Genomic DNA, 13433 nt, shown 5'->3' with positions numbered 1-13433 from the left:
AGGTGGATGCCTGTGAGAGATACAATGCTTCTACATCCGTACGGAACAAATGTCGCCGCCCCTCAGAACCCGGCCGCGGGCGAGCGCATCGCCCCCGGGCGCCCGGAGTCCGCCCCGGATGGGGCGGATCGGTCCACTCACCGGTGGACAGTTACTCTTCTCAGGAACCCCGCGGATCTCTCTTCGCTGCAGGATGAATGGAACGGGCTGGCGGAGCGTTTCGAAACTCCGCTTTTGAGGTACGAATGGTTTGAGGCGGCTGCAGCCGTGCTTCCCGCCGCTGCTCTGCTCTCGGTGATCGCGCTTCGCCGGGACAGCGAGCTTGCGGCTCTCGCTCCCCTCGCGGTCACCCGGCGGGGCGGGCTCGAACGAACGGAGCTTATCGGCTCTTCCCTTCTCGGGGAACCCTGCGGCCTGATCTGCCGCGACGCGGAATCCCGGCTCCGGCTCCTCGAGGCGATCTGCTCGACGGGCGCGACCATCTTCCTCGGACGCATTCCCGCGGAGCACCTGGACCCCTCGCTCGTCAGAAGGGTCGCACGGTCGCAGGGCCTTGTTTCGTTCCATGGCCGCTCCCAATCCCAGTGGCTGCCTATCGGCGCCTCGTGGTCCGGGTTCGAGGAGAGTCTTTCGGCCCGCCGGAGATCCGACCTGAGGCGCGCGCGGAGGAGGGCGGAGAGCATCGGGCGTGTGGAATTCGAGTTCGTTTCGCCCACCCCCGCCACCGTCGGGCGATACCTCCCAGAAATCTTCCGCGTCGAAGCCACCGGCTGGAAGGAGCGCCGGGGAACAAGCATGCGATCCAATTCGGATTTGCGCCGGTTCTTTACCCTTTACTCTTGCTCGGCCGCGAGGTCGGGGATCCTGCGCCTTGCGTTCATGCGCATCAACGGCGAGGCGGTCGCAGCGCAACTTGCCGTCGAATACGCGGGCTCCTGCTGGATCCTGAAAATCGGCTACAATGAATCGTTCCGGCGCTGCTCGCCCGGGATCGTGCTCATGCATGAAATGATCCGCCACTCGTTCGAGCGGCGTCTGAAGGGTTTCGAATTCCTGGGAGACCTTGAACCGTGGATCGGGATCTGGACGGATCGCGTGCATTCCTACAATACGTACCGGATTTATCCGCCCACGCCTGCGGGCTTGTGGAATCTTGGGCACGACGGAATGCTGCACGCCGCGGAAAGGATCCTTCGCGGAAGGAGGGGCGGGTGAGGTGACTATGGATGCAATCGACAGGATCAAAACGAACGCAGAGAGCCGGCTCGCCTCGACCCATATCGCCGGGGCGGAGCTCGGCGACGCGCTCCGCGCCTGCCGGAAGGCCGCCCGGAGCGGATGGCAGATCACGCTCAGCCGGTGGGAAAACCCTTCCGACCCTCCGAAGTACACCGTCTTCGAATACCTGATCGCGGCAAGGGCAATCGCCCACGACCAGAAGGGAAGCGCGCTCGCCATAAAGTTCCCGGCGCTGGGCTACCGGACCACGCTCCTGATCCCCCTCCTGGAATTCGCGCGGACGGCGGGGCTCCAACTCCGCTTCGACGCCCAGCACCCCGAAGGCGCCGGGCGGACGCTCGAAGCAGTGGAAGAGTTGCACGCGCTCCACAGCAACGTCTGGTGCACCCTCCCGGCCCGCTGGCAGCGAAGCTTCTCCGACGCCGAGCGGCTGGCGAGACGGGAAATACCGGTGCGGATCGTGCGCGGACAGTGGACCGATTCCTCCGTCCGGGATCACGGCCGCCGGGAACGATTCCTCGAGCTGGTGCAAATCTTCACCGGCCGGAAGTCGCCCGTCTCGATCGCAACCCATGACCGATCCCTCGCCCGTGACGCCCTTGCGATGCTCCGGCAATCCGGCACCCCCTGCGAGCTGGAGCAACTCTTCGGGCTCCCTTCGATTGCGGACGGGTTGGGCGGCCTCCCGGGAATTCCCAAGCGCCTCTACGTCCCGTACGGATGCGGTTCGCTCCCGTATCTTGGCAGGGACGCATGGCATCGTCCTTCGATCGTTCTCTGGATGATCAGAGATTTTCTGGTCGGCAGGGAGGGCAAACTCTCGCAAATCTGTTAAGGAGGTGTATGGCCCTCGCGGTGATCGAACTGGCGGCCGGCTCCCTGATCGGATTCCTCCTCGGATATCTTGTGTGCCTGAGCGGGCTCGCCTTCTTTGACAGGGGAATGCCGCAAGCCCGGGGCCCGGGGCTGAAGAAATTTGTCTGCATCATTCCCGCGCACAACGAGGAAACCGTCCTCGAACGGACAGTCCGAAGCGTCATGTCCGGCGATTACCCGGCCGGCCGGCTCCGGGTGATCGTAGTGGCTGATAACTGCACCGATCGAACGGCGGATGTCGCCCGCTCCGCCGGCGCCGCGGCCTGGGAACGGCGCGACACGGCTCTGAAAGGAAAGGGGCATGCCCTGCGGTGGTGCTTCGACCGCCTGGCCGGATCCGGCGAGGAATACGACGCCCTCGTTGTCGTCGACGCCGACAGCGAGGTTTCCGCCGATTTTTTTCGGGTGCTCAACCTCTACCTTGAGAACGGCGCGCGGGTCGTCCAGGCGGCGGACATCGTGCGGCCGCGGCCCGGAATCTGGAGCTCGGAGATCACCCGTGCCGGATTCACACTCTACAATGTTGCGCGCCCTCTCGGAAGAAAATCGATCGGCTGCTCCGCCGGCCTGCGGGGCAACGGGATGTGTTTTTCCCGGGAGATCCTCGCCGCGGTCCCCTGGTCGGCCTATTCGCTCGCGGAAGATCTCGAATACGGCATCGTCCTGTTGCTGCACGGCGTCCCGGTGACATTCGCTCCCGAGGCGCAGGTGATCGCCACGATGCCGGCCGAGGCGAGGCACGCCGAATCGCAACGCGCGCGGTGGGAAGCCGGGAGATTGCCCGTGATCCGCCGGTATGCGCCGCTGCTGGCCCGGGAAATCGTGAAGGAAAAATCGTTCCGGCTGTTCGACGCCCTTCTCGACCTGCTGATGCCGCCGCTCGTCACGATGCTCGCTTTTGTTTCTCTTCTGGCCGGAACCCATCTGCTTCTCGCGGCCGCGGGGTGGACGGCTGCCCTCCCCTATGCGCTGATGTGGTTCGGAATCCTGGCGCTCGGAATGTCGCATGCGCTCCTCGGCCTCATCGCCGTTCGGGCCGACAAATCTCTCTACAGGGCTCTGCTGTACGTCCCATGGTATGCCGCATGGAAACTCATGCTCTATGGCAGGCTGATCCTGCGCGGCACGCCGCAGAGGTGGATCCGGACGGCCCGCGAGGCGGGAGACCCGCGGTTTCACGATTTCTCCCATCGAAGCACTCACTGAACCGAACATCATCAGGAGGTTCCATGCACAAGGCACTTGTCATCGACGACGATGAATTGGATCTCGAGCTGTTGACGAGGATCCTTTCAAAGGAAGGGTACTCCGTGATATCGACCGCGGACGCCCCGCAGGGCGTCCTTCTCTACCAGCACCACCGGCCCGCGGTCGTGTTCCTCGACCTGGGGCTGCCGAGCCGGAGCGGGATCGATGTGCTCAGGGAAATCAGGAGGTTCGACCGGGATGCGCGGGTGATACTCGTAACCGGGTACGGATCCTCGGAAGCGGCGAGCGCGGCGATGAGATTCGGAGCGCTCGAGTACATCGAAAAGAGCACGGATATTCAGCGGATGATCGGGAAGATCCGGGCGACGATCAGGAAGGTGGCCCCTCCCCCGACACCCAGGATTGCCGGGCATGAAAATAACTGACTGAAACGCGTCAACGCTCCTACAAAGGCGGTGGTGCCTCTTTCTTTCATTGTCATCCTGAGCTTTATTTGTCATCCTGAGCGAAGCGAAGGATCTCATTCTTTCGGGGCCGGAGATTCTTCGCTTCACTCCGTTCAGCTCAGAATGACAAGTGTCGCTACGCTCCCTCAGGATGACAGCCAACGGGAAGCCGAGGCATTACCACAACGCCATCGTTCTGTGGTAGATGAGACGCAGACGCCGCGGCACAAGAGCCCTTGCGGCGACAAGCGCAAGAAAGCGCACGGCATGAAGAAACGGGCGAACCCCCGCGGCGGCCGGACCCCGTAACAAGCGCAAAAGTCTCCCGATTCGCATCCGGCCGATCCAACCGGGCTTATTCTTCAGGTGGCCGCGCAGAAGCTCAATCTCTCCTCCGGCGGCGATGCAAACCCCCGCCCTCAGCCGCGGAGCGTTCCGGGCAATCCACTCCTCCGCCTCCGGAGTCTCCATCGCCACAAGGACGATGTCGGGGTTGGCCCCATTGATTTCTTTTACGGCGCGATCGTCGTTGCGGGAGGAGGCGAAGCGATCGAGTGAGCCTACGATTCTGAGCCGGGGGTAACTGATGTATACGTGAGCACGGAGTTCTCCGGGCCTCTCCCGCTCCCCGCCCACCAGGAATACCGTCTTTCCCGATCTCTGCGCGCTCTCGAGAAGCGCGGACAAGATTTGATCTCTCTTCAATTCCTCCCGAAGCGGGGTTCCGAGTATTCTTGCGCCAGCCGCCACACACGCCCCTGACGGGAGCACCAGATCCGCGCGGGAGATGCATTCTTTTAATTGGGGATCTCTCCTCGCGGCCGCGATCGTACAGGGGCGCGCAAAGAGAACCGTCCGGGGCGGGAGGGAATCCCTGTGAGCCGCGAATCCTTCCAGCATCTCCAGGGCAACCCCGAACTCAAGCGAATCGACCCGCACACCGAGGAGAAAGAAGGTCGGTTGGCGCGGGCGGGCTTTTTCAGCTCCTGCCATCCCTAAAACTCGTCGTGCTCAAACCGGTTGAACACGAACCCCAGGACCTGCCGTTTGTGGACGAGCCTGAAGAGCTTCTCGATGTCGGGGCGCCTGGTTCGCCGGCTGTCGACGACGACCAGGAGCCCGTTGAGCTCATTCGAGTAGAGAATGGGGAATCCGTTCGAATCGATCGAGGGCATGTCGACGATGACGAAATTGTGCCGTTCCTCGAGCGCAAGGATGATTTCCCGGAACTCCGAAATGTTCTCAAGCCCGATCAGATGCCCCCCGGAAGCGCGCGCGCCTCCGCCCCTCGCCCGCCGCCGGGACGCCTCCGGGGACCGGTCGTGACCGTTCAATCCCCCCGCGGTGAGAACGGAGAGGTGTTCGATGGAGGTCCGCGAGAGATGGATCGGCCCGTGGTGCAACGCCTCGGAGAGCCCGGGGGCGGAGGGGATCCCGAACGCGTCATGCAGCCGGGGATGCTCGAGGTTAAGGTCTACCAGCACGGTCTCCTTTCCGCACGCCAGCGCGAGTGAGACGGCCAGGTTGCAGGCGACGACGGTTTTTCCCTCCCCGCGGCTAGCGCTCGTGATTCCGAGCGTCAGATTCAGGGAATTGTCGGCGCCGGTGAGGAGCGAGTAATTGAAGCAATTGTAGTACTCGAATCCGATCATGGAACCGTCGATCCCGCCGGCCACTCCCTCACGCATAATAATGGAGCGTAACGGCCGGTCCAGGGGCCGCGGAGCAGATCCGGGAATAAGTTGCGGCGCGGCCGATGGTACGGCCGCGACGGGGCCTTTCAGTTCTTCACGCATGGATTCTCACAGTCTCTCGGGAATGAAAGCAATGATCGGTTTCTCGTATTCTTCGACATCCTTCGGGCCCCTGATCCGGGTGTCGAGCAACTCCGCGGCGACGGCCGAAAGGAGGCCCATCAGGAGTCCGAACCCGATCCCCGCCCCCACGATCATTGTCCGGTTGGGCTTGGACGGTTCCACCGGAACCTGAGGCGGGTCGATGATGATGAACTGGTCGGCGGCGTTCTTCCCGAGGTCGCGCGCCGTCCGGGCCTGCTCGAGCTTCACCTTCATCTCGTCGTAGAGTTTCTGGTAGATCCCGAAATTTGATTCCTGATCCCCGTCGACGCGCTGGGCGACCGAGGCCTGCTTCAGGTCGCTGATCGATTGCCCCCGGCGCTTTGCGAGGTCCCACCGGTCGTTCTGCTGCTTCGCCATCTCCGTTTCCACCCCCTTGCGCATCCGTTCGAGAAGATCGAGCAGCTGGGCCTGGAGCTTTTCAACCTCCGGATATTTGGAGGTGTACTTGCGGGACAACTCATCGTACTTCGAGTAGAGGGTCCTGAGCTCGCCGGAAAAGGGGATGTCGGACCGCTGGAGTTCGTCGAGCGCCTGCTTTCCCTCCTCGGACTGAAACGCTCCCGGGAACGAGCGGAGGAGGGCGAGATCGTGCTGGTAGCCCTGGACTCTCCCGTCGATTTCACCGATCTGCTTGTCGATGTCCTCCATCTGGGTATAGAGTGTGCGGTTTTCCTTCGGCAGTTCCTGGATCCGCTCGCGCAGGAGGGAGACCATCTGCTTCTGGTTCTGCTCGTATTTCAATCGCAGCTCCTCCAGCTTTTTTTCGAAAAATTCCACCGTTTGCTCATCCCGTTGACGCTCCACCTGGAGCCGGGTGGTGATAAAATAGTTCGAGAGCGCGGAGACCGCGAGCCGCGCCCGCTGGGGGAAGACATCGGTATAGGTCAGCGAGAAGGAGTCTCCCTTCCGCTCGGTCTTCACGTTCTTGCGCAGGTCGCGGATGAGGTCCTCTTCCTGCGCGGTCGAACGGATCTGCGGCCGCAACCCGATCGTGTCGATGAGCGACTCCATGCTCGGCCTGCTGTAAATGATCTCGTTGAACGTCCGGAGCCGGTCTTCGGATGTCATCGCCACGGCCATCTCATAGCTGATCAACGGATTCAGCGTTTCGTCCCTCTGGACCAGAATCGTTATGGAAGATTCAAACCTTCTCGGAAGAACGAACGCCCCGATCGAACTGATGATGAAGATCAGGCCAAACGAGAGCTTCACCAGTTTTCTCCTCCGCCGGAGGAGATTCTTTATATCCCGGATCGAAAATTGAGAAGTGATCACGTTTGACCTCATTTGTTCTTGAGATTCAGTCTTCCTGCCGCGGCAGGCAAGGGAGAATCGAGCAATTCCCATACCAAACCCTCCCCCATTCCAGCCCCAACCGGGCCTATTATAAGAGTGGGAAGCATGACTCTTCAGGCGTCATGCGATACCGATGCGCAAGATTTGTTGCGCTTCGGTCCGGAGGACCCTGCGCTTCCCGCACAAACTGCGCGGCCCCGTCCATTCCCCCTCCCCCGGAGGCGCTCCGGAGCGCACCGGGCGGGGCGCGCGGAAGTCCTGCCGGAATTGGTACGGTTCTTGTCCCCTCCCCCTCCGATGAACGGACCAAATCATCCACGCTCGCGCCCGAGAAACCCGTTGCAGCCTGTTCGCCTGCGACCGGGCGGAGATGGGGCTGCGATTCGCGGGGCCTTAATCCTCAGATCGGGGGATCCTTCTATGCAATTATTCATCAGCCGGCGGCGGGACGCTATGCAACTATTGCACATCGCCTCCCTGCTTTTGGCGGGTATGCTCTGTTTCGGCTGCAATTCGCAGAGTAGCAACGTTCAGGACGGCCTTCGAACCTACTCCCGGTCGGGGGCCGGAACCTTGCCATTGGATACGCAATCGGTGGGATACGCCATCAAACGGGGCGACTCGATTGAAGTGACAGTGTGGGGGTATCCCGAATTCGGCACGAAAACGGTCGTTCGGGAGGGCGGCATAATCATCGTGCCTCTCGTCGGCGAACTCGCGGTTGCGGGCATGACGAAGGAGGAGTTTCAGAAGCTTATCAAGCAACGGTTGAGTGAATATGTCAAGGGAGACGCAAGAATAATCGTCTCGGTGGTGAGCCTCAACAACCAGAGGGTGACGGTCATCGGAGCCGTCACCCGGCAGGACAATTTTCCGCTCATGTCGGAGGCCTCCGTCGTGGAGGTGCTCTCAAGCGCGGGGGGCTCGACGCCCGAATCCGATCTTCACCACGTCAAGATCATCCGTTCGGGGAAGAGCGAAGACCCCATTGAAGTGGACCTGGGGGCTGCGCTTGAAAACGGGACCGTCGACCGCCTTCCGAAAGTGAGGCCGGGGGATACGGTCTTCGTCCCGAAGAATGAAAATGTCATCAGGGAGTTTTCCGATTTCCTGCGCGATGCCGTGCTCATCTTCGGATTCTTCACGGTGGTCCATTGAGAACCCTGATGACACCGGAGAGCATCTGCGCCACGCGATCGGGCGGTCTGCTGCTGATTATGTTGGGAATGATGGTCATGATGCCAATTCTTGCGCTCCCTCAGGACTCCGTCGGGTTCCGTCCCCGGTTATCCGGGAGGTACGCGGCTCTGGGAGACGTCTCGGCCGCGGAGGTCTTCGATGCGAGCGGCCTCTACGGAAACCCGGCCTCGCTCTCGTTCCTCGATAACATTTCGATCGCGGCGACGCACCACCAGGAAATCAGGTTTCCCTGGATGAGCGAGAGGATTGCGGCCCGTTATTCCCCTGCCCGGTACAACACATTCGGAATCGGAGTCTCCGTCGATCATCTCGGCCCGGGGAACAGGCCGAACCCCGGCGAGTACCCCTACTCGGAGTACGGCATCGATCTGGCCTACGCCAGGGAAATCATCCCGATGCTGAGTCTCGGCGGCAGGTTCGGATTCGAGAACGCCCAGGGCGGGCTTTCTCAGCTCCGGTCGCGGTCCTTCTCGATAGGGGGAGTCTACTATCCCGATCCCGGCACCAGCTACGGGATCAGCTACTCCACGGGCACGGACATCGCCGTTGTCCGCGGGACAACCGGAGTACGGATTGAGTCGCAGGAGCTTCCCCGGATCCTCAAGGTGGGGGCGGTGATGCAGTTCCCCGCTTCCAAAAGGGAGCGTGTGTTTGTCCTCGCGCTCGAGAACACGAAGTTTCTCGGCGAAGGAGGGACATGGTACCATCTGGGGGTGGAATTCTACCCCGTCCGGTTCATCGCCGCCCGCATCGGCTATGTGACCGGATCATCCGGCGCCCTTGCGCGATGCGGCTTCGGCGTCTGCGCAGAGGGATTCGAGGTCGATTATGCCGTCTCACCGAACGGCAGCAACGAGGAATTTCATGAAGTTTCGCTCTCGGTGGAATTGTAATTTCCGAGGAGAAGCCTGATTATGCCAACCCTCTTCGATATCGTTCTGAGTTTCGGCCTCCCCATGGTTCTGTCGCTCCTGATCACCCCGATTGTCATAACGATCGCGCACCGGATCGGGGCGATCGATCCGCCGGGCGAGCGGAAGATCCATCTCCAACCGATGCCGAGGCTGGGGGGTGTGGCGATCTATGCCAGCCTGCTTCTCTCTCTGCTCGCGCTCTATCCGCTCGTGCCGATGCTCCATTCGATTTCACGCTTCGACCCGCAACAGGTCCTCCTGCTCGCGGGCTCGTTTCTCCTGATTCTCGGAACCGGGATCTGGGACGACATCCGGCCGCTGAACCCCGGGCACAAGTTTGCGGCGCAGGTGCTGGCCGCGACGATCGTCTATCTCGCGGGGTTCCATATTCCGGCGCTCACCAATCTTCTTGGCTCGAATCTCTTCGAGCTGGGGTTTCTCGACTATCCCGTGACCGTCCTCTGGATTGTCGGCGTGACGAACGCCTTTAACCTCATCGACGGGCTGGACGGGTTGGCGTCGGGAATCGCGGCGATCTCTGCGGTGGCGATCTGCGCCATCTCCGTTCTCTCGCACCACTATGCGATCGCGGTCATTTCAATTTGCCTGGCCGGGGCTCTGGCCGGTTTCCTGCGATATAATTTCAACCCGGCGCGCGTCTTTCTCGGCGACTCCGGGAGCCTCCTCATCGGATTCGCCCTCGCGCTCCTCTCGATCCAGAGCTCGACGAAGGGATCGACCGCATTTACGATTCTCATCCCGATCCTCGCTCTGGGGTTGCCGATCATGGACACGCTGGTCTCCACGATCCGGAGGATTCTCAGCTCTCTCCCCCCGTTCGCCTCCGGCTCCGGCCCTCTCCTTCGAAAGCTGCATGCGGTGGTAACTCCCGATAAACGGCATATCCATCACCGGCTTATCTCCCAGGGGCTGCCGCATCGCCGCGCGGTGATCGTGATGTATGGCGTCTCCTGCGCCTTCGGGGCCGCCGCCTTCGCGCTCCAGATCAGCAATAGCGCCGCGAACTCGCTGATCGTCCTGGGCATCGCCGCGGGGTCGATCGTGGGAGTCCAAAAGCTGAAATACCGCGAGATGGCCATTCTTCGCAACGGCGCGCTCCTCCCGATCTACGAGTCGCCGCTCCTGCACCGGCCGGCGTTCCTCGGCATACTCGATATTCTCTTCACCCTCCTCTCGTACTGGGCGTCGCTCGCGTTGACGGGCCGCGGGGCGGAGTGCTTTTCCGGGGACGGGCTCCTTTCCCTGGGGGCGTTCGGGCTCGTGCAGCTGGCCCTGTTCTACCTCTGCGGCCTCTACCGGGAAACCATGCGCCTCTTCGGCGTCGGAGACCTTCTCAAGGTCCTCAAGGCGGTGGCCGCGGCCGTGGGATTGACCTGGATCCTGTCGACGGCGCTCTCCCCCCGCGCGGCCGGCCTGGGGTTCACCGGCTTCATCCTTGATTTCTACTTCCTCTTCTCGATGGTCGCGGGGACAAGGGTTTCGTTCCCTGTTCTCAAGTACTTGTCGCGCCGCGAGGAGACCCGGGGCAAACGCGTGCTGATTTACGGAGCCGGCACAGACGGGGTCCTCATCCTTCAGAAGATTCTGAACGACCAGACTCCTGGACTGGTCCCCGTCGGCTTTCTCGACGATGACCCCGAATTGGAAGGAAAGACCGTGAACGGCTACCCGGTCTTCGGGGGGCATTGGAAACTCGGCAGCCTCCTTCGCAAAACGAGGATCGATCAACTCCTGATTGCCAGCCGGAGCATCAAGCCCGCGATTCTGAAGCGGCTCGAAGGCTCGGCCCGCCTGCGCGGGATCGTCGTCCGGCAATCCCGGATCCGGTTGGAAGAATTGAAAGTTCATGAACCGGAGAAACAGAAGGTGGGAGCGGCGGTGTCCCGGCCGGAAACTATACTCGCCGTGGAGGAAGTATGAAACGCTCCTACGCCCTCGTCCTGTTAATGGCGGGGACCTGCGAATTCGCGGGAGCGCAGATTCTCCCGGCGCCGACGCTCCTGTCCCCCTCCAACAATGCAATCAACCAGCCGACCTCGCCGATCCTCAGGTGGACCACGGTACTCGGCACCACGACGTACAATCTCCAGGTTTCGCTCGACTCTCTTTTCACAGCGGTCGTGTACGAAGACTCCACGATTCCCGGGAACTCGACGTCGGTCCCGGGTTTGCTGAATGCGACTACATACTACTGGAAGGTCAGATCGCTCACATTGATTCTGGCGGGAGAGTGGTCTTCGGCCTGGCGATTCACCACGGTTGCAACGGCTCCGCCTCCGCCGGTTCTCTTGAGCCCAACCGACGGGGCCACCGGCGTATCGACGAGTCTCACATGTTCGTGGGCCACGTCCGCGGGAGCGACTTCCTATCACCTCCAGGCATCTACCACATCGACGTTTAAATTCCCGGCGGTGGACGACTCCGGGATCACCGGCACCAGCCTGCCTGTTCAGGGCCTCCAGAACGGCGCGGCGTATTACTGGCGGGTCAACTCGTCAAACGCGGGCGGGACAAGCGCATGGTCGAGCGTCTGGAGCTTCACGACGATCGTAGCGGCACCGGCGGCACCGGTACTCTCACTGCCGGCGAACGGGGCGACCGGACAGGCCACGACATTGACACTCTCCTGGAACTCCTCATCCGGAGCGGCAAGCTATCGCGTGCAGGTGTCGTCGGGCGCCGCGTTCCAATCGCTTCTCCTTGATGATTCGACCGTGACGGGGACATCACGGCAGGTGACGAGCCTCGCGAACGGGACCACGTATTACTGGCGCGTGAGCGCGAAGAACGCCGGCGGGGTCAGCGCATGGTCGAGCGTCCGGAGCTTTACAACCGTCGTTTCCGGCCCGTCAGCCTTCAGCTTGTCTTCTCCCTCGAACGGAGCCACAAACCAGAGCCTGACCGGCACGTTCGTCTGGCAAAGCTCCTCCGTCGACGCCAGGTACGACGTGTATTTGGATCAAAACAATCCCCCGGCGACCGTTGTCAGCTCGAATCAGGCCGTCACATCCTATGTCTACAGAGTCCCTGCGAACGGGACAACGTACTACTGGAGCGTGACGGCGAGGAATGCCGGCGGAAGCACGGCCGCGACGGGCGCACCCTGGAGCTTCACGACGATTGCCGGGGTGGTGACCCAGCGAATAACAGTCGCGCAGGGGTGGAATATGATTTCGAGCTTCATACAGCCCCCCAGCCTTAACCTCGACTCAATGTGCGCGGCCATCAAAGCGAATATGGTCCTCTTGAAAAACGGCGCAGGCCAGGTCTACTGGCCGGCGTACGGCATCAATGCCATCGGAAACTGGAACTCCCGGGACGGCTACCAACTCTACATGCGCTCGGCCGACACGTTGCCGGTGACCGGCGCCGAGCTTTTGCCGGGCGCATCCCCCATTTCATTGGTCCAGGGGTGGAACATGGTGGGTTATGTCCGGAGCGCTCCCCTGCGGGCGGATTCATGCCTGGCAAGCATCGCCGCCGACCTTGTACTGGCCAAGAATAATGCCGGCCAGGTCTATTGGCCCTCCTACGGCATCAACACCATGGGAGGAATGAATCCCGGGCAGGGATACCAGCTCTATATGACGCGGGCGTCGGTCCTCACGTACCCGGATAACGCGCCGGGGTTGCCCCCGCCCGGTGCGGCGGGCACGGGAAACTCAACGGACCGCAGAGGTTTCGGGCTCTCGGGATCGGGGAGCGAAGCAGTCGTCCATTTTTCGTTCACATCGAATACCGGCAACAACGCCACGGTGGCGGTACCGGTTGCGGCGAATCCGAACATCGGCGGAACGACTTTGATCGCCGGAGATGAGATCGGCGCCTTCACTCCCGCCGGGCTCTGTGCCGGCGCCATCGTGTGGAGCGACACAAATGCCGCTCTCACCGTATGGGGAGATAACGACCAGACTCCCGGAATCGACGGCTTAAGGGCGGGGGAACAGATTTATTACCGGCTCTGGCGCCAATCCTCGAACACCGAATACCAGAACGTTGCTGTGACCTATGCGACGGGCACTGGCGCGTTCCAGGCGAACGGAATCTTCGTCTTGTCTTCCCTGACCGCCAATCAGACGGCAAAAGTCGAAGATACGAAGGGGCTCCCGGCACAGTTCAGCCTCGGCCAGAATTATCCGAACCCGTTTAACCCCTCGACCACGATCGAGTACGGGCTCCCCCTCAGGGCAAGAGTGACTCTGGAGGTGTACGATGTTGCCGGTAACCGCGTCTCCGTGCTTGTCAACGAATCTCAGCCCGCCGGATTCCACCGTGTGGCATTTCAGGGTTCCGGGCTTCAGAGTGGAACATATATCTATCGCTTGAAGGCGTCGACCTTCGTCTCCGTAAGAAAAATGCTGGTGCTCCGATGA

11 protein-coding genes are annotated in these 13433 nt (G+C 61.7%); 8 read left to right on the top strand and 3 right to left on the bottom strand.

The annotated features are described in order from the left end of the window. Positions 1-24 precede the first annotated feature (24 nt). Genes VI215_13315 through VI215_13300 form a run of 4 tightly spaced genes read left to right on the top strand, consistent with a single transcriptional unit; the run spans position 25 to position 3749 of the window. On the top strand, positions 25-1215 hold the full coding sequence (locus VI215_13315) for a GNAT family N-acetyltransferase (protein HEY6193296.1): 1191 nt from the start codon (positions 25-27) through the stop codon (positions 1213-1215). Between the two features lies 1 nt (position 1216). After that, positions 1217-2074: a proline dehydrogenase gene (locus tag VI215_13310; GenBank protein ID HEY6193295.1), complete on the top strand. Its 858-nt coding sequence runs from the start codon at positions 1217-1219 to the stop codon at positions 2072-2074. 8 nt (positions 2075-2082) lie between these two features. Next, positions 2083-3321 (top strand): glycosyltransferase family 2 protein, encoded by a 1239-nt coding sequence (locus VI215_13305; protein HEY6193294.1) that lies wholly within the window; start codon positions 2083-2085, stop codon positions 3319-3321. A gap of 23 nt (positions 3322-3344) precedes the next feature. Then, entirely contained in the window at positions 3345-3749 is a 405-nt protein-coding gene (locus tag VI215_13300) for a response regulator (GenBank protein ID HEY6193293.1), read from the top strand. A gap of 198 nt (positions 3750-3947) precedes the next feature. On the opposite strand, the gene VI215_13295 is transcribed toward VI215_13300, so the two are convergent. The 3 genes from VI215_13295 to VI215_13285 are packed head-to-tail and all read right to left on the bottom strand — an operon-like array spanning position 3948 to position 6841. Further along, positions 3948-4763, bottom strand: coding sequence for a WecB/TagA/CpsF family glycosyltransferase (locus tag VI215_13295; protein HEY6193292.1), 816 nt, complete (start codon positions 4761-4763; stop codon positions 3948-3950). 2 nt (positions 4764-4765) lie between these two features. Beyond that, positions 4766-5566: a CpsD/CapB family tyrosine-protein kinase gene (locus VI215_13290; protein HEY6193291.1), complete on the bottom strand. Its 801-nt coding sequence runs from the start codon at positions 5564-5566 to the stop codon at positions 4766-4768. Positions 5567-5572: 6 nt separating this feature from the next. Then, a complete protein-coding gene (locus VI215_13285; protein HEY6193290.1) occupies positions 5573-6841 on the bottom strand; it encodes a hypothetical protein in 1269 nt (422 codons plus the stop codon). Positions 6842-7378: 537 nt separating this feature from the next. On the opposite strand from VI215_13285, the gene VI215_13280 reads away from it, so the two are divergent. From VI215_13280 to VI215_13265, 4 genes are all read left to right on the top strand, one after another. Further along, complete coding sequence (locus VI215_13280) at positions 7379-8083, top strand: polysaccharide biosynthesis/export family protein (GenBank protein ID HEY6193289.1); 705 nt, start codon at positions 7379-7381, stop codon at positions 8081-8083. A gap of 77 nt (positions 8084-8160) precedes the next feature. Continuing rightward, positions 8161-9018 carry a hypothetical protein gene (locus VI215_13275; GenBank protein ID HEY6193288.1) on the top strand — a complete coding sequence of 286 codons (858 nt, stop codon included), beginning with the start codon at positions 8161-8163 and terminating at the stop codon, positions 9016-9018. Between the two features lie 21 nt (positions 9019-9039). Further along, complete coding sequence (locus tag VI215_13270) at positions 9040-10980, top strand: hypothetical protein (protein ID HEY6193287.1); 1941 nt, start codon at positions 9040-9042, stop codon at positions 10978-10980. Next, positions 10977-13433, top strand: a complete 2457-nt coding sequence (locus VI215_13265) for a T9SS type A sorting domain-containing protein (GenBank protein ID HEY6193286.1) — start codon at positions 10977-10979, stop codon at positions 13431-13433. Before VI215_13270 ends, VI215_13265 begins: the two co-directional genes overlap by 4 nt.

This window comes from Bacteroidota bacterium (assembly GCA_036522515.1).
Lineage (GTDB): Bacteria > Bacteroidota > Ignavibacteria > UBA10030 > SZUA-254 > VBOC01.
This window is presented reverse-complemented; position numbering and strand designations above follow the sequence as displayed.